The 18277-nt window shown below is 32.6% G+C and carries 18 protein-coding genes; 2 read left to right on the top strand and 16 right to left on the bottom strand.

Annotated elements, in window-relative coordinates; translation table 11 throughout:
* Positions 1–7: 7 nt before the first annotated feature.
* The 7 genes from Q0910_RS02175 to Q0910_RS02205 all read right to left on the bottom strand — a co-directional run bounded on the left by Q0910_RS02175 (position 8) and on the right by Q0910_RS02205 (position 6715).
* Positions 8–970: a glycosyltransferase family 2 protein gene (locus Q0910_RS02175; RefSeq protein ID WP_299211990.1), complete on the bottom strand. Its 963-nt coding sequence runs from the start codon at positions 968–970 to the stop codon at positions 8–10.
* A 26-nt stretch (positions 971–996) separates the two neighbouring features.
* The gene (locus Q0910_RS02180) at positions 997–2373 is read right to left on the bottom strand and encodes a radical SAM protein (RefSeq protein ID WP_299211994.1); all 1377 of its coding nucleotides are present in this window, start codon (positions 2371–2373) and stop codon (positions 997–999) included.
* A complete protein-coding gene (locus Q0910_RS02185) occupies positions 2370–3161 on the bottom strand; it encodes a class I SAM-dependent methyltransferase (RefSeq protein WP_299211997.1) in 792 nt (263 codons plus the stop codon). Before Q0910_RS02185 ends, Q0910_RS02180 begins: the two co-directional genes overlap by 4 nt.
* On the bottom strand, positions 3154–4617 hold the full coding sequence (locus Q0910_RS02190; protein ID WP_299212000.1) for a radical SAM protein: 1464 nt from the start codon (positions 4615–4617) through the stop codon (positions 3154–3156). The genes Q0910_RS02185 and Q0910_RS02190 overlap by 8 nt, the downstream gene beginning before the upstream one ends.
* Entirely contained in the window at positions 4610–5509 is a 900-nt protein-coding gene (locus tag Q0910_RS02195) for a nucleotidyltransferase domain-containing protein (protein ID WP_299212003.1), read from the bottom strand. The genes Q0910_RS02190 and Q0910_RS02195 overlap by 8 nt, the downstream gene beginning before the upstream one ends.
* 284 nt (positions 5510–5793) lie before the next feature.
* The gene (locus tag Q0910_RS02200; RefSeq protein WP_298311574.1) at positions 5794–6333 is read right to left on the bottom strand and encodes a YceI family protein; all 540 of its coding nucleotides are present in this window, start codon (positions 6331–6333) and stop codon (positions 5794–5796) included.
* A gap of 13 nt (positions 6334–6346) precedes the next feature.
* Complete coding sequence (locus Q0910_RS02205) at positions 6347–6715, bottom strand: hypothetical protein (protein ID WP_299212006.1); 369 nt, start codon at positions 6713–6715, stop codon at positions 6347–6349.
* A 127-nt stretch (positions 6716–6842) separates the two neighbouring features.
* Between Q0910_RS02205 and Q0910_RS02210 the strand changes: the two genes are divergently transcribed.
* Complete coding sequence (locus Q0910_RS02210; protein WP_299212009.1) at positions 6843–7226, top strand: hypothetical protein; 384 nt, start codon at positions 6843–6845, stop codon at positions 7224–7226.
* 33 nt (positions 7227–7259) lie between these two features.
* Complete coding sequence (locus Q0910_RS02215; RefSeq protein WP_299212012.1) at positions 7260–8114, top strand: DUF5777 family beta-barrel protein; 855 nt, start codon at positions 7260–7262, stop codon at positions 8112–8114.
* A 58-nt stretch (positions 8115–8172) separates the two neighbouring features.
* Here Q0910_RS02215 and Q0910_RS02220 read toward each other — a convergent pair whose 3' ends face one another.
* From Q0910_RS02220 to Q0910_RS02260, 9 genes are all read right to left on the bottom strand, one after another.
* Entirely contained in the window at positions 8173–8994 is an 822-nt protein-coding gene (locus tag Q0910_RS02220; RefSeq protein ID WP_299212015.1) for a heparin lyase I family protein, read from the bottom strand.
* 29 nt (positions 8995–9023) lie between these two features.
* Positions 9024–10145, bottom strand: a complete 1122-nt coding sequence (locus tag Q0910_RS02225) for a T9SS type A sorting domain-containing protein (RefSeq protein WP_299212018.1) — start codon at positions 10143–10145, stop codon at positions 9024–9026.
* Between the two features lie 104 nt (positions 10146–10249).
* On the bottom strand, positions 10250–11602 hold the full coding sequence (locus Q0910_RS02230) for a T9SS type A sorting domain-containing protein (RefSeq protein ID WP_299212021.1): 1353 nt from the start codon (positions 11600–11602) through the stop codon (positions 10250–10252).
* 179 nt (positions 11603–11781) lie between these two features.
* On the bottom strand, positions 11782–12462 hold the full coding sequence (locus Q0910_RS02235; protein ID WP_299212024.1) for a bifunctional 4-hydroxy-2-oxoglutarate aldolase/2-dehydro-3-deoxy-phosphogluconate aldolase: 681 nt from the start codon (positions 12460–12462) through the stop codon (positions 11782–11784).
* A 1-nt stretch (position 12463) separates the two neighbouring features.
* On the bottom strand, positions 12464–13468 hold the full coding sequence (locus Q0910_RS02240) for a sugar kinase (RefSeq protein ID WP_299212027.1): 1005 nt from the start codon (positions 13466–13468) through the stop codon (positions 12464–12466).
* A gap of 19 nt (positions 13469–13487) precedes the next feature.
* Complete coding sequence (locus Q0910_RS02245; RefSeq protein WP_299212030.1) at positions 13488–14249, bottom strand: SDR family NAD(P)-dependent oxidoreductase; 762 nt, start codon at positions 14247–14249, stop codon at positions 13488–13490.
* Between the two features lie 66 nt (positions 14250–14315).
* Positions 14316–15626 carry an MFS transporter gene (locus tag Q0910_RS02250; protein WP_299212033.1) on the bottom strand — a complete coding sequence of 437 codons (1311 nt, stop codon included), beginning with the start codon at positions 15624–15626 and terminating at the stop codon, positions 14316–14318.
* A gap of 4 nt (positions 15627–15630) precedes the next feature.
* Positions 15631–15999, bottom strand: a complete 369-nt coding sequence (locus Q0910_RS02255; protein WP_118457114.1) for a cupin domain-containing protein — start codon at positions 15997–15999, stop codon at positions 15631–15633.
* Positions 16000–16002: 3 nt separating this feature from the next.
* Positions 16003–18264, bottom strand: a complete 2262-nt coding sequence (locus Q0910_RS02260) for an alginate lyase family protein (protein WP_299212036.1) — start codon at positions 18262–18264, stop codon at positions 16003–16005.
* Positions 18265–18277: the final 13 nt, after the last annotated feature.

Genomic DNA, 18277 nt, shown 5'->3' on the forward strand with positions numbered 1-18277 from the left:
GTTAATATTAATGTTGATATAGATTTTTTTTAAATAATATTCTAAAGATTAATATCAGATTATATTTTATCATTTCTAAATCCATTTTAAGGAGATTAGGAATTAAAACGCCAATCAAAGACCAAAGTAAGAAAAAGCGGTTTGAACTCGAGAAAATAGAATTATTAAGTAATATATAATGCAAAGCGGAAGTTCTGTAATAAAAAGTTTCTTTAGGATTAATTCGATTTGCTATTTCTTTGTGATGAAATGCCTTACTTTTTTTTAAAATTGTAATATTAAAACCTAATTTAATACAAGCATCATAATTATCTCCAATACCGTTAAAAATGAAAACAGGATCGAATAAATCTTTTTCTGGTTTTCTTATCATTGCGCCCATTAGAGAAAAAAAAGGAAAATCATTTTCATCTTTATCCCAGTTTACAAAAATAGGCCATCCAGCTTTCGAAATTCGATTTCCTTTTTTGGTTAGTTTAGTTTTTATTCCATTAATGAGAATACTGCTTCTTTTCTTTTTAGATAAATCTGAAAAAATGGAAAGCCCAAAGAACCAATTGTAAAATAGTTTTATATCAGAAATCTCATTGGCATATGCCCATTCATTTTTTTTGTTTTTTTCTAAAATTATTCCACTAGCAGCTTTTTTTGAAGGATGTTTTTTTAAATACTCATATAATACAAATGTATATTCTTCTTCGAACACTAAATCATCATCACTTAATAAAATAATAGGATTAGAACTTAATTTAATACCAATATTTCTTTGTTCACATACAGAAGGAGTAGATTGTTCCAAAATTAAATTAATACTTTGGGGAGGTCTAATAAGATCTTTAGTTGTAAAAGCTTGATCACTTGAGTCAACAATGATTATCTCGTTAGGTTTAAGGGTTTGGTTATATAAAGAGTCTAATACTCTATTTAAAGAGTCTAATCTATTTCTGGTTGGTATTACAACGCTAATCATATATCGTCCATTTTAAATAAAGAATTTTATTTAAATTTATAATACTTCATTAGTAGCAAAGCGGCGATCGATTTTACTTTTAATTTTAATTTTTCTGTTATCGTGTTTTTATTTTTAAAATAGTTTACCTCATTGACAATTCTTCTTACTGCAAAATCATAGAATTTACGGTGGTAGGTCCTTCTAAAGTCAATATCTCTATCTGTGGAGGTATTCCAATCTGGTTGTTTGGTAATATCATTTTCGATTTCATTATACAGAGAAGTTCCTTTTATGGGATAAGCAACAGTGATTGTAAAATGTGTGGGATTAGCAACTTTTAGATGATGTATGGTTTCGGCAATATCTTTTTCATCTTCACCAGGATACCCTACCATGATAAAAGTTCCGGTCTCTATACCTAATTGATTTGTTTTTTGAATGGCTTCTCTTACTGTTTCGACTTTAACGCGTCTATCCATTGCGTCTACTATTTTTTGCGAACCACTTTCTGCACCAATCCATATTCGATAACAGCCTGCCTCTTTTAATTGTTGTAAAATTTCATCATTTAAGCGTTCCGCTCGAGTAATACATTCAAAAGGGATAACAGCATCTTGCTGTATTACTTCTTTATGAAATTCTGATAACCATTTATGACTTACCGTAAAAACATCATCAACAAACCAAATAGTATCAGGATTGTATTCTCTTTTAAGCATTGCTAATTCTTGAGCAACAAGGTTAGCAGGTCTTCTTCGATAACTTTGTCCATAAACTGCTGTACTACACCATTTACAGGTATAAGGGCAACCACGTTGTGTACTAATGGTCATAGAACTTTGTCCGTGATTGTTTTTCCAAGTATCGAGATATTTTTGCATATCGATAGCTTCTCTATCAGGAAGTGGAAGCACCGACAAATCTTTCATCTTTATTCTTGCTGTAGTTTTTACTACTTTATCATTATCTAAATAAGCAATTCCCGAAACAGCATGTATGTCAGTTTTATTCATAATCGCTTGATGAAGCTCATACAAGGTTTCTTCTCCTTCGCCTATTACGATATATTGAGCACCAGACCTTAAGTAATTTTCAGTATTGTAGGTAACATCAGGACCACCTAAAATTATTTTTGGAAAACCATAAGTAGCTTCTGTAATAAGTGTTTTGATAAGCTTTATGACTTCTACTTTAGTCATTAGATTGGCATATATAGCTACAACATCTGGTTTTTTAGATGCTATAAAACTTAATTGTTCTTCTTTAGAGCTAAAGGTGGTATCAAAAACATAATTTTCTAAACCATGTTCTTTTAAGTACCCAGCAATATATAGTTGTCCCAGAGGGGGATAAGGCTTCATAATCCTTTGTTCCTTAGGATCTGTACTTAGATAATATGCGTGGGTAAGTACTATACTCATTTCTTGACTAGGGAGATTAAATAATGATCGCTATATTTTGATAAAAATGTGAAACGCCTGAACAACATATCTAAGCTTGATAATATTTTTAAAACCCCTAGTTTATTGCGAAAGAACGATTCAAGATAAGAAGGAGGGATCCATAATCCGATAGGTTTTAACTTGTTCGTATTAAAGAGTTTAGTTGATGCTTTTTTAATGTCTTTTGGGTTGTAATACCAAGTATTTACTTCTCCTCCATCAACATTTGCTATTACAACATTACTAGTATTACGCCTAAAGGCTTGCTTAAATTTACCTTTCATCATAAAATAGATATTTTCCATCAAACATTGTTTTGGCATAATAACTCCTATGATACTACCATTTGGTTTTAACTTTTTCTCTGCTGCAATAAAAAAATGCCTTAATTGGTTTGGAGAAAGACAATTTAATCCTCCAAAATCCGAAAATATCAAATCAAAAGAATGTTCGGAGTTAAAAGTCTCTAGTTTATTAATATCTAGCTGTCGGAATTCTAGGTTTTTGTTCTTGCTATGTCTTTTGGATTTAGCAATTGAAACCATTTCTGAAGATATATCAGTCGCAATAACTCGATGCCCTTGATTAGCTAGCCATATTGCATCATGACCAGTACCGCAGTTAATTTCTAGAATATCTAAATCTTGATTGGATGGCAGTATTTCTGCTAAATAATGATATACCAAATTTCTTTGGAGTTCACCAATTTTACTATGAGTAAAAGTACTATCATAGGTTACCGCCGCTATGTCAAAACTTTCATTCATTAAGGTGTTCCATTTTTTTTAAAATTTGTGCATCCATATATGCACTTGGGAAATAATATAGTAAATATGATATTCTTTTTAAGGCAATAGTAGAAAGTTTAGAGGGATTCTTTAGAGTCGCCTTTAAGAATCGTAATCCCTGACTTTTTCTATATTCCTTGTGTACATATCTATGTAATTTTTTATAATATTTAGAATTATACGTGCTCTTAAACATCATAGCTAAATCATCAGAGTCTGTCCAATTTGCCTTAAACCTAAGGTCATCCTTTACTTTATCATAGAATTTAGTTCCGGGAAGTGGATATGATACTGATATTCCTAAATCATCGGGGACTAATTCTTTAATCATTTTTATGGTTTTAGAAATATCACTTTTTGTTTCTCCCAGATATCCAAATTGAATAAAAAATGCCACGCGTATATTTTTCTCTTTTAATAAGGTTGTAGCATTGTATATTTCTTCTACTTTAGTTCCTTTATCCATAGCATCTAAAATAGATTGAGAACCACTTTCTGCTCCAACCCAAACTTCTTGTAACCCAGATTCTGCAAGAGCATCAATGGTATCTTCTTTAAGTAATAAATCTACTCTACTTTGGATATAATATTGTAAGGTAACATTTTGTTTTTTTAGCTCTAGATTAAAATCTTGCACCCATCCAGGAGTTAAGCCAAAAATATCGTCGCACATCCAGAAACGTTCGACTTTATATTTTTCCTGTAAATATTGTATATGTTTTACGATATATTCTGGAGAATGTGTGTTATATCGATTGCCATAAATTGGTTTAGCGCACCAATTACATTTAAACGGACAACCTCTAGTAGTAGCAAGATTTAAAGTAAATTCTTTACCACCATTATTCCAGACTTTTTTATATGAATCAATATCTACAAGGTCCCAAGCAGGCATTGGTAATTCGTCTAGATTTTTTAGAACTTCTCGTTTAGGGTTTGTTATAGTTTCTTCATCCTTTATGTATACGAGGCTTTTAATTTTTTCTATGGGTTGGTTATTTTTAAGTGCAGAAATAAGTTCTAATAAAGTTAGTTCTCCTTCTCCCTTAATAATATAATCCGCTCCATTGAATAGATACTTAGCATGGTGATCTGTAGCGTCAGAACTATTAACAATTATGGTACACTCATGGCTTTTTCCAATTCTCATCATTTCAAAAGCGGCTTCGCGCATTGTGGTAAGACACATTTTGGTCAAGTAATTAAAGCCATCATCATATAAAACCAGGAATTTTGGTTTCTTTTTTATGATTTCTTTCTCAATATCATATGGGTTATCTCTCAGATTGGTGTCAAAAAGATCAACTGTAAACCCTTTTTCTCTTAGTAATGAAGCAGCATATATAGTTCCTAATGGAGGATAAGGTGTTTGATTCTTCCATTGTTTAAGATCTAAAGGGTAATAATAAGAATGTGAAAATAAAATATCAAGCATGTTCTTTTTCTAATTCTATATTGTACTTTAATTGAAATTCATTGTATCTTTTATTAAGCCTGTCGATGACTTTTTTTTGGAAATTTCGTGGATGATGTTTAGATACACCATTAGTTGATTTCATTGCTATATCAAAATCACCTTTTTTTAATGTTTGAAATTTAGTATTCCACTTTTTTAAAGTCATTTTTAAAAAAAGTTTTTCTAGAATATTACCAATTTTTGTATTAAAAATTAGTTCTATTGCCTTGGCGATAAACGGTTTATTTTTCAAATTTTTAATTGAAGATTTTCCTATTTCTAGATTAGGTAGAAAATTAGAAACCCATTGATTTTGATTATAAAAACTAGTAAAATCTCCAGAAACAGGAATTAGTGTCAATAATTCAGTTGCTGTAAATATATTTTTTTCAGATATCTCTAAGGAGTTTTCTGAAATAAAGTAATTGATACAAAAGAACTTTCTAGAATTGAGTAAGAATATTTTTTTGTACAGCATTAATAAAGTTCTGGCCACCCATAAACGCTCTGATTCTGTAATTACAAAAAAATCAACATCACCATTTTCATCGTGGTAATTTTTAGACAAAGCACCAGAAATACCAACAGCCTTTACATAGGGGAATTTAGCAATTAAAACTCCTTTTCTTATTGCTTTTTCCATGACCGACTTGGCCATTTTATTACCCTCTATACGTCGAGAAACGGATTCTAAGTTTCCGTCAAGAAAATAATAACTGTTATCAGAAGAAATAACTCCTTTTTTTTTGAGATATTCCAATTCGTTTTTGATTTCACTTTGATCAGTGGCCGCAGAAAATAAATAAACCTCTTCAGCAGAAAGGGGATATTTAAAAATGGAGAAGTATAACAAGGTTTTAAGAGATTTCACTGAGAGTTGAGTTTTAATTAGAACATCATTTTAAAATAATGTTATATGTTTTTACTAATCATTATTGTGCTGGAATCTAAATATATTGATTTTATGGATAATTACATGATCGTTGATGGGATATATAGTTAATACTTAGAGAAATTTTGAATGAATTAACATTCAAGGTTTATAACCTCAAATAACATGGTTTATTTGTATACACTCAATTAAAACATGCTAAAGAGGAAAAATTGAATGTAAAAAAGGAATATTTCAAGTTGAAAAAATAGAATTTGAAATAATTATTTCTTTTTTAAAACAAAATTGAACGACACGGAGACATCGTCCGCTATCTTTTTACTAACTATACCTGGAATCTTAATATCAAATTCTTCAGCTTTAGTTATAAAGCTTGAAGTAATAGAAATTGTATCATCACCATCTTTATTAAGAACAGCTTTTGTTTCAATTTCTTTTGATTTGCCATGCAATGATAAGGTTCCTTTAATAGTATATTCATTCTGTATATTAGTATTGTCAAAATTTAGAAGGTTACCTTTAAAAGTTGCTTTTGGATAGTCGTCTGATTCAATATAGTTTTCATTAAAATGCTCTTCCATTAAAGCATTTTTGAAACGAAATCCTTTCATTAGAGCTAAAGCTGCGAACTCTCCATTATCGGTATTTAGAATAGCAGTTACCGTTGTGTTTTTAGCTTTTACCTCTTCAAAAGCGGGTACAGAAGCTTCAAAATTAATAGTGCCTTTTTTGGTAATAAACTTTCCTTGAGCAACAATAGATGCTGAAACAAATAGTAATAAAAAGAATAAGAAATTTTTCATAGTATAACAGTTTTTATTGTTCTAATAATCCATCGGTATTCCATTGTAAAATAATATCTATGGTAGCTTGTGGTAGTCTAGGCCCTCCAGAAGGCATTAAAAAGTTAGTGTCTTCTGAAGAAACTCTATCAAGCAATCCTCTATTATCTACTGCTTCTTTTACTTGATCAAAGGTTAGAAGCGGCATTGGTGCAAAGTTAATAGGAGGGTCATTATGACAAGAAGTACAATTATTATCAATAATAGCTTTTACATTATTATCATAGGTAACAACTGTAACAGGCGGTGTCACATCTATTAAATCGTTTTCACTATCATTTTCACAACTTATACTTATTGTAATTATGCAAAGAATCAAAAATTTGAAAAAATATACTTTCATAAATTCCTTTTTGAATTTTAGTTTTGAATGGTAGAAATTAGATTAAATTTAGTTGATATGCAAAAATAAGTTTCATTAGGTGGATAATTTTCATACTTTTAAAACAAGTTTAAACAGAAAAAGTACAATGAAAAAACTACTAATAGTAATTTTAATTCTAGGAATTGCGGCTTTTGTTGGATATAAATATGTGTACCAATCTCATAGAGACATTCAGGGAGAGAAGGCTGAATTTACAGTCGATGCAACCGAATTGGTAAGAGAGTTTTCGGAGAATTCTGATGTAACTTCTAAAAAGTATCTGAATAAAACAATTATTGTTGAGGGAAAACTAACAGAAATAGAGGCTAATTCTTTAATGCTAAATGATGCTGCGTATTGTACTTTTGACATTAATCATAATATTTCTGAATCTAGTTTAAAATCAAAATATGCCATAAAAGGAAGATGTATAGGATATGATGAACTTTTGGAAGTGGTTAAGTTAGATCAAGCATCAATTATTAAATAATTTGTCTTTAATTAGTATTTTAAAATCATTTTTATGAGAAAACTCTTATTCCTTCTATTTTTACTTCCGTCCATTACATTTGCTCAAGATGACCTTCTAGAGGAGTTAGCGTCGGATGTTCAGGAAGACAATTATGTAACCTCTACTTTTAAAGGACTTAAGATTGTAAATTTTGAATCTACAAAATTAGTTAATAAGCGAAACTTATTTTTTGTGGTTGCTCATCGTTTTGGTAGTGTAGAAAATGGTATTGATGACTTTTTTGGATTAGATCAGGCGGTTACCCAACTTAAGTTTATCTACGGTATAACGGATGGGTTAAATGTAGGTATTGCTCGTAGCTCTTTTCAAAAAACGTATGGAGGCCATATTAAATATAGGATCGCAAGACAGAAGAAAGGCGGATTTCCTTTTACTATTGTTGGATACAATTTACTAACTATTAATACTGGTTTAGAAAAAGATCAATTGCCTAAATTAGAATTTAATAATAGGTTATCTTATGTGTCTCAAATTTTGATTTCTAAAAAAGTTAGTAAAAGACTTTCGCTAGAATTAGCACCTTCTTATTTACACGAAAACTTTGTTAGATTTGATGATCAGGATAATTCTCAGTTTATTATGGGAGTAGGAGGGCGTTATAAATTAACTAATCGTTTTAGTCTTAATTTAGATTATGGGTATCACTTTAATAGAAGTAGTAGTTCGACTTTTAAAAACCCATTATCTATCGGTTTTGATATAGAAACAGGAGGGCACGTATTTCAGGTGCATTTTACAAACGCACAACCTATGTTCGAAAATGGTTTCTTAGGTCAAGGATCTGGAGATTGGGGAGATGGTGATTTTTTCTTTGGGTTTAATTTGAGTAGAGTTTTTGATCTTTAGAATTGCTAAACGATGCGATCTCATCGTTTTTGAGTAAGATTTGTGTTTAACTACCTACTTAGATTTCTGTGATAGAAAAATCTGCAAATAATATTTCTTCATCTCTTAGGTCGGATGAGTGTTTTAGACTTCTATAGATACCCCATTTTGGTCGAATAAAATCAGCTTGTGTTTTCCACATTCTTAAGGTATTGTCATTATACTCGAGTATTTTTGCACCGGTTTTTAAATTCCTAATTTGTATGGAAAATTTGGCCTTACCTTTTTCTTCATAAGTAACTGTTTCGATAACATCTACCCATTTCCCTTTAAAATCACTTAAAGCCACAGATGTTAATGTGTTTTGATCTAAACCAGAAGAATATCTTAACTCTAGTCGATCAACACTTCCTTTTCTGGCAGTAAGTGTGATGAGTGGCATATCTTTATCAAATCCGCCTACAGCCTTTAATTGATGTAGATGTGTGAATTTTTTAGAAGGTCGAAACCCTTTATCCAGTTTAAATTTCCACTTGTATTCTACAGTTTCTCCTAAAACTCCTTTAAGATTATCAGGTGATGATTTATAACTTTTAATTTCGTTGCGTTGTCTGTCAAATTTCTTACAGCGATCATTATCCTCTTTTACATGAATGACAAATTTGAATACATTTTTTTGTAATTCTTTATTAAAAACTTCTGTAATATGTGTATCGTTAAAACTTGAATGGTTATCGCAATTACCTTTCTTTTTTCCTGGGGCTTCGATGGGATTATAACCAGGAGCAAGCTTAGAGGTAATAAGCTCATAAGTGTCTCCCGGACCGTCTGCAATAAGAGATACTTGGGCATACGGAGAAAAGGATGCCAAAAAGGCAAATAGTATCACGACCGATCTCATAACATTTCGTTTTTTGTTTGAACTTTTGATTAATTCATTTTTACAACTTTCTTTATAGAAAAAGTATTAGTTTTCTTATCCACTAGTTTTATAAAATAGAGTCCATTAGCAAGGTTGCTGATGTCTAATTTGTTATCGATTCTTAATCCACTTAATTTGTTAACTAATTTTCCTGATCCATTAATGATTAATACTTCGTAGTTAGTTATGTTCTCTAAAAAATTGAAGTTTATGGATGCGTTTGTAGGATTTGGGAATACATCGAACAGTTCTTTCTCTGATATCGCTGGTATAGAAAGAGTAGGATTCTCAGCTATGGAAAAGTTAGCATATAGTACTTCTTCATCTCTTAAATCGGAAGAAGAATTTAGACTTCTGTATATTCCCCATTTTGGTCTAATGAAATCAGCATTCGTTTTCCACATTCTTAGTTCAGATGAGGAATAGTTCAAGATTTCTGCTCCTGTATTTACATTGGTAATAATGATGTTATAGATCGCATTATTAGTTTCGCCGTAGGTAACTGTTTCTATAACTTCTACCCAATTCCCTTTTAAAAGTGATAGATTTACTGTAGTAAGCGTGGATTGTGAGGTAGTAGGTGCGTATCTTAATTCCAATCGATCCGGACTTCCTTTTCTGGCTGTTAAAGTAATCAATGGCTGGCTTTCTTCTGCAGAATCTGCTCCTACAGATTTTAATTGATGAAGATGGGTAAAACTTCCCGAAGGTTGAAAATTAGTATCCATCTTAAACTTCCATTTATATTGTACAGTTTCTCCTATAACACCTTTAAGATTATCTGGAGAAGGAGCGTATGTCTTTATTTCATTACGTTGTCGATCAGTGGTAGCGCATTTATCGCGATCAATATCTTCATCTACATGGATAATAAACCTAAAAACATTAATACCTAAATCGGCATCAAATATTTCGTCTATATGACGATTTCCGTCTGTACCGGAATATGTAGAATGATTATTGCAAGTGCTACCGGTAACTCCTGGAGCTTCTATAACATTTCCACTAGTCGGAGCCAAAACACTATTAATGAGTTCATAGGTATTACCAGGACCATTAGCATCTAACGTTACCTGAGCTTTACTACTAAAACTTATAAATAAAACAAAAATTATCGTAAATCGTTTCATGGTCTTTTATGTTTTAAATTATTGTTTTAATAGTGATATCCCTGCAAAAATATGCAAGGATATCATCTAAACTCAAATTAAAATCAAACTGTTTAAAAATATTTTTATTTTTTAACCATTATTGCTTTGGTAATTTTAGCCCCATCACCATATATATTCATATAATATAATCCAGTAGAGAAAGCCGTTAAATCAATAATATCTAAGTTGCTGTTTTTCTGTATTAATACTTTACCAGTTACATCTACAACTTCAAGAGATGAAATTATATCATTTTTAGAATTTATGTTGATTACATTATTGGTTGGATTAGGATAAAAAGAAAAATCCTCCGTTAATTCTTGTTCTGTTATAGAAAGAACATTAGCGGATATATTAGATTCTCCATAAGTATCTAATGGTACGGTGGTGCCTGTTAATGAGACAGGGATGTTTCTTGCTTCATTTGTACTAAGTTGCCATTCTGGGAAAGAATTAGAATTAAGACGACCGGCCATCCAATCTGTGCCCCCAACGTAACCAGTTGTTCCATCAAATCTCGCTATATACATAGGGTATTGTTCAAGAGTTACAACAGTTGATAATGAGCTATTATAATTTAATAAAGGATCACTATCAGTAAGAACTTCAACAAAAATAATTTGACCATAAGCAAATTCCCCAACTTCAGGTGAAGTGATATCATCATCATCAAGAATACTAACAGAGTCGTAAATTGTCCAAGATAAGTGGTCAGCAGCAGGTGCGGTTGTCGCATCATCAATTATTCCGTTTTCATCCGTATCGATAATTAAATCTTTAGGTGATCCAGTAGTAGATTTGATTAGCATATATGTACTACTTTGGTCATTTATACTTCCATCATAACCAATTGAATTAGTAACCGCAGAAACACTAGTAAAATTATTAAGTGTATCGAGACTACCATCTTCTGGATCCAATTCATCGGTCCATACAGGAGTTCCTTCCAATTCTACTGTAATAACATTTGCACCTGAGGCAGCTAAAGCAGCTGTATAAGGGTTGGTAATCTTAGTACCTTCAATATTAGTTCCACTTTGATCTACAGAACCTGTTTCAAAAGTCATATTTGCCACAATAGAAAGAATCCCATTGCTTCCAAACGTTAATCCGCTTAAATCTATAGCGTCTCGCACTTTTCCAATATTGCTACCTACATCACTGTCATCACCATCACCATCTACGACAATAAAATATACACCAGCATCAATGGTAGCATTTGGAGTTCCTCTAAATTCAAAATACTCAAAGACGTCATCAGCATCATATTTATAGTCCGCTATGCTAGCGTTATCCGTATGATTTACTAATGTTGAAGAAGAATTGGGAGGGCTAGGAATTATCTCATTAATGAAGTAAGTACTGTTGTCATAGGTTTGAGCTGATATCAAGCCAAAACTACCCAAAGCAGTTAATAATAGTAATAAATTTTTCATAATTATCTTATTTTAGTGATTGAGTGAAATTTATATTTGGTCAACCAAATTGGTTAACCAAATATAAAGATTTATTTTTATTTAACATAATTTTCAATGAAAATCATGTGATTTGGTTGATTTATTAATAATTTGATATCGTGAATAAGCGCTTATATAAGTTAATGCAAAAAGGTGTTTTAGTGATTGTCATATTTTAAATCTTTAACAATCTTAAGGGAGCTTTCGGTTAGTTCGGTAATTTTGTTATAATCAAAATCTCCATTTTTATCTTTAGCTATTAATTTTGATCCCATACCGACACAATGTACACCGGCATTAAACCAGTCGATAAGATTCTTTTTTTCTGGTGTAACACCACCACTCGGCATAATGCTGGTCCAAGGACATGGCGCTTTTATACCTTTTACAAAATCAGGTCCTCCAACTTGAGCTGCAGGAAATATTTTTACTATTTCTGCACCTAATTCTTCGGCGTAGTTGATCTCTGTAAGTGTTGCACAACCAGGTAACCAGGCAATTTTTCTACGATTACATACTTTTGCTATCTCTGGATTTAGAATAGGAGAAACGATAAAATTAGCTCCTTTTTGGATAAATAATGAAGCTGTACCGACATCAACAATAGATCCTATTCCCAGAATCATACCAGGAAGTTCTTTGTCGATCCACTTAGATAATTCGGTGAAAATGTCCTGAGCATGATCGCCTCTATTGGTAAACTCAAAGACTCTGGCGCCACCATCATAACAAGCTTGAATAACTTTTTTTGCTATCTCTATATCCTGATGATAGAATAGGGGAACAATTCCTGTGTTTTCCATTACTTGTGCAACTTCTATTCTTGTATACTGTGCCATATTATCTTTTTATTCGTCCTGATATGTTACCTTCAATGATACTTAATACTTCTGCTTCTGTTACTAGATTAGCGTCTCCTTCTATAGTATGTTTTAAAGCGCAAGATGCATTTGCAAATTGTAATGCTTTTATATCGTCATAATGCAATAAACCTTGAATTAATCCTGCAGCATACGCATCACCAGTACCAATTCTATCAACAACGTGTGTTATTTCTAGCTCGTTGGTCTCATAAAACTCCATACCATTCCACATTCTAGCTTTTATCTTATGCCAGCTTGCGTTAAGAGAAATTCTTGTTTTGTCAAAAACACCTTTGATATTAGAATATTTTTCTATTAAAAGCTTACTTGCTTTTATAAAATCATCATTATCGAAAGAGAAATTGGTTGCTAACAGCTCATTAATTTCATTAGGTCCTCCTATAAAAACATTAGACAATGCTACCAATTCATTAAGAATTTCTTTTGCCTCATAACCATAATTCCATAAACCACTTCTGTACGCTGGATCTGCGGATATTGTAATTCCTTTTTTATTAGCAATTTCTAATCCTTGTTTTAATGCTTTAAAGGCATTTAAGGATAGAGCAGGGGTAATACCTGTCCAGTGGAACCAATCACAATTTTCTAAGGCTTTTTCCCAATTAATTTCATTAGGATTTATATTACAAAAAGCTGAGTTAGCTCTGTTATAAGCTATAGTACTTGATCGCATGACTGCACCAACCTCCAGGAAATATAATCCCAGAGGATGACGCGAGTCAATAATCAAACCAGTATCTACTCCCAGTTTCTGCAAGTAGCTCTTTGCTGCATCACCAACAAAATCGTTGGATACTGCTGTAATATGTTGTGTATTGTTTCCGAATTGAGCGAGCGATATTGCTACATTCGCTTCGGTTCCACCAAAGTAGTATTCTAATTGGTTAGATTGTTTTAATTTTTTGTTCCCTAAAGGAGCTATACGCATTAAAACTTCTCCAAAGGTTACTACTTTTTTCATTTTATGTTTTTCTTTATATTTAAATACCTAATGCTTGTCCACCACCAATCTGAATAGTTTCGGCAGTTATAAAAGCAGCGTCATCACTTGCTAAGAAAGAAACAACAGAAGCTACATCTTCTGGCTGACCTAATCTTCCTAACATAATGTTGTTTTTCCAAGATGCAAAAACTTCAGGTTTTGTTGATTTAATTTGCGCGTGGAAAGGAGTATCAATAGTACCAGGAGATACTGCATTCACTCTGATGCTATATTCTGCAAGGTCTTTTGCTAATGCTCTGGTAATCGCATTAACAGCCGCCTTTGATGTTCCATAAATTCCCGCTCCAGGGCCTCCTGCTGTCCATCCTGCATTAGAAGTATAGTTAATGATAGAAGCATTTTCTCCTTTTTTAAGATAGGGAATAGCAGCTCTAGAAGCAAAAAATGTTGAGTCAAGGTTTAATGCCATTACAGATCTGTAAAATTCTGTTGTCATTCCTTCAAACCTGGATCTTCCACCTAATCCACCAGCGTTATTTACCAGTAGGTCAATTTTACCATATTTTTCTCCAATTTTTTCTATGTTTGAAGTTACAGCTTCTTCGTTTGTAACATCAAATCCATAATATTCGGCGGTTATTCCTTGTGCTGTAAGCTCTTTTAATCTTTCAGCTCCTTTATCATCCTCTATACCGTTTAAGATTACCGTATATCCATCGTTGCCTAATCTTTTTGCAACTGCGAAACCAATTCCACCGGTAGCTCCGGTTACAATGGCTATTTTTCCTTTTAAACTCATCTTTTTATTTTATTAATTATAAATTATTGATAGTTGATTAAATATTTATTTTTCTAAGGGTTTTTATTATTTCTTAGCCTTTAATGGCTGAATATTTCCGCATAACATCCAAACACTTGCCAGTACTATTAAGGTCAAAACAGCTCCAACTATGAATGCTGGGGTGTAATTTCCTCCAGCAGTTAACGTAGAGACTAATGCGGTAAGACCTACACCAGCAAACTTTGCTGACATTCCAGACAAACCAGAGAGCGTCCCAACTGTCTTTTTACCAAATAAGTCGCTCGGTAATGTCTGTATATTTCCAATAGCTGTTTGAAATCCAAAAAGTATAACAGCCATAATTATTACCGCATTGACAGGGCTTCCGGGATCGGATAGCAAATAGAAACAAGGAAGCATAATTAAACAGCCTAGGGTAATAACAAACTTTCTGGTTTTATTAATATTCCAACCTGATTTAATACGATTTTGTGCTAAAAGTCCTCCAAACCATGCACCAACCATTGCTCCAACATAGGGCACCCAACCATATATTCCGACGGCTTTAACATCCATACCATATACTTCTGATAGATAAATAGGAATCCAGAATACAAAAAGCCACCATATCGGATCGATTGCTGCTGAGGCAAAGATTACGCCCCAACTCTCTTTATGAGATAGCATTTTACCAGTTTCTGGATTGTACTCATCAAGTTCATTTTCATTTTCATTTTGATCTACATTTCCCGATTTCGATTTGTCAAGAATATAATTTCTCTCTTTTTCAGTAAGCCATGGGTGCTTTCCTGGTGGTGCTTTCATAATTAGCATCCATGGAATCAACCATAGTAATCCCATAACTCCGATAATTATAAATATCATTTGCCAACTAAAATGAATGGTCATAAAAGCGATGGCAGGAATTGATATGATACCTCCAATGGCAGCACCTGAGTTGAAAATTCCTTGGGCAAAAGCACGTTCCTTAGCTGGGAACCACTCTGCATTTGCTTTTGCAGCACCAGGCCAATTTCCTGCTTCAGCAACTCCTAAAATAGATCTGAAGATCGAAAAACTCAGAAAGCCCTTTGCTAATGCGTGCAATGCAGTTGCTAAAGACCAAAAACCTATTGAAATAGCGAAACCTAACCGTGTACCTATTTTGTCAAAAATCTTTCCAAAAATAGCTTGACCAAAAGCGTAGGAAAATAAGAAAATAGATGAGATCCAGCCGTATATATCTTTTCGTTCGTCTGTAGACTTATCTGGATATAATTCTTCGGCAATATCTGGCCATAATACACTAAGCGATTGTCTGTCGATGTAATTAATCACGGTAGCTAAGGCAATTAATCCTATAACCCACCAACGTAATCCTTTTAATTTGGTCATCTAATTACTTTTTTTGATGTGAAATTTCTAAAAAATCTTCTCTGATTGGACTAAATACATCAATAAGAACTCCAGCTTCAAGACAGACAGCTCCGTGAGGAACATTTGGTGGAATAAAAAATCCATCACCGGCATTTAATACTTTTTTTTCTTCTCCAATAGTAACCTCAAAGCTTCCTGATTCTACATAGGTTGTTTGAGAATGGAAATGGTCATGGATATATCCTATAGCTCCTTTTTCGAAGTCTACTTTTACCATCATTATGTTCACATCATAACCGATCATCTGACGCTTAATACCTTCGGCGGCTTGTTCCCAGGGTTTATCTTTTGTAACAAAAAATACGTCGCTTTTTATTTTTGAATAGCTCATTGTTTAGTTGGTTTTTAGATTATAATTTCCTGTCCATTGATATTCTTGGTCATCAACGGTTATTTGATGTTGTTTGTGTGGGTCGTGTTCTTGATTTACAATTGCTAAAGTGTACTTTTCATCATTTTTGAATATAACTTTAACGATCGTATAATTATCATCAGAATAGACTAACTGAATAGTACTAACATCAGAATGCGGATTTTGAACCGATTCCAGTTTCGGATCAAAATTTCCGTGAGGTTCTATAACATTTATGAACACGTGATCTTTTTTATTACTTTCTCTTAGCATATAAGAAGCATCATTTCTTAGGTTGAAATCAGGATCATTAGCTCCTAATCTGGAAAAAACCATCTTACTTTCTGGACTTATAAGACTGGAAATAGAGTAGAAGCGATTTTGGTTTAACCAAGTTAACGTGGCAAAATTTTGATCACTTTTACCTTCAGCTAGTTTCCATAAATGTTGGTATCCATTTTTAGCACCTAATTCGGACAATGTATTTTCTTTTATATACTCAAAATTAGTTTCCATTATATGTCCTTGGTACATAAAGTTAAGGTCATATTGATGTGCTTCTTTAGATTTAATAGCATAGACATCAATGATGAAAGGAGGTCTTTCTGTAGCTTGATTTTTAATCATGGTTATTGTCCTTTGCATTTTAACTCCTTCATACCCATTCTCTTCTTTTGCACTAACAATTTGAAGATTTGAATCTTTTAGATTCGAAAATAGTAGTTTTGGACTTACTTTACTTGATGCTTTTACATTAGCTCCGAATTGAGAAGTTTCATCTACTGTGACTGTATTATGAGCTATAGTTTGCTTTGCCCATGTTTTGTTCTCAGGTAAGTAGCGTCCACCTTTTTTAGACTCTACATTAAGAAATCTTGCAGCGCCATAATCTTGTAGTATTTCTTTTTTACCATCATATAAGAATAAAGAAAGTCTATCAAAATGGCCATGTCCCATTCCCTGAGATGCAAATTTAAAAACAGAAGTAATTTTCTCATCTTTTTTTCCATTCGGCATTCTTAATAATGCTAATCCACCATCTTCTCCATCTTTTCCATCTGTAATTAGTAATGGCTTTTTTTCATAGGCTTTTGGCTTAAAGCTTTTTAATGCTTTAGCAACTTCTAATCCTGCACCTGAGATACTAACTTTTTCATGTGCTAAGGTAATAGGCAATAGCGAGCTATCTTTATAATAGGCGTATGCAATATTGCTGGCAAATATCAATTCACTGGTTAAATAGTTCTTTTCTTTTAATGCATCATTAAAAGGAAAAAATGCTCCATTTTCATCAGTTAGTTGCAATACTGTGGTTACCGCTTTACCTAATAATTGATCTCGGTATTCAAAGATTTTTAGATCAGGTTGGTTGATCTGAATGGCTTGAGCGAAAAGCATAAAAGGCATCATAGCATATCGCTGATAATATGGACCTTCAGAATAATATCCTTCTGGTGAAAAAAGCATATCTATTTGTTTAAGAAAGCCAGTTTCTTTATCCTTATTACTTCCGTACAGAGCACGGTCTACCATATCCTGATCTTTGAGAACATATCCAGTCATACCAACGCCCGCTACTGCCCAGGTTCCATGATTATGTATTTTATTAAAGGTTTTTTTAGAATCCACACTAATAAATTCTGCTATTTTCTTAAAAACATTATTTTCAATTATTGTTTTGTTTTCTTTAGAAATAGCATCGCTTACCAGATTATAAGCTTGTATGGAATTAACCAGCCAAACACTTTCATTTAGTCCTTGCCAGAAAAGTTTTCCGGCTGGATGATTTTCTTTGCTTTTAGGATGTAAAGGTAGTTTAGGGTACATTTCGGCATATCCTAATAACATATCCGTTACAAATTCGGAATATTTAGTATCTCCGGTAATTATGTATGCAATTCCTGCGGAATACATTTCTCCATAATTACGTTTGTGTTTTTCGTGTGTATATCCACCACCTGGATCTTTAGGCATAGGTATTTCTACACCATTAAGAATTGCTTTATCTGCTTTTTTCTGATGTTGATCAAAAGAGGTTTTTAAAACTTTGTTTTTAGCTAATAACCCTTTGATCTCTTCTGCTTCAGAAGTAGATAACGAAAGCACGGGCTTTTGATTTTTGAGCTCCGTTTTGTTTTCTGTTTTACCTTCTTGATTACAGCTAAAACTTAGAACACCTATGATTAGGGTTAGGCAAAGAATGCCTAACCTTAACCGTTTAGTATGTGAAGGTGATTGGATCATTTTTCTATTTTTT

Source organism: uncultured Aquimarina sp. (genome assembly GCF_947495315.1).
Classification (GTDB): Bacteria; Bacteroidota; Bacteroidia; order Flavobacteriales; family Flavobacteriaceae; genus Aquimarina.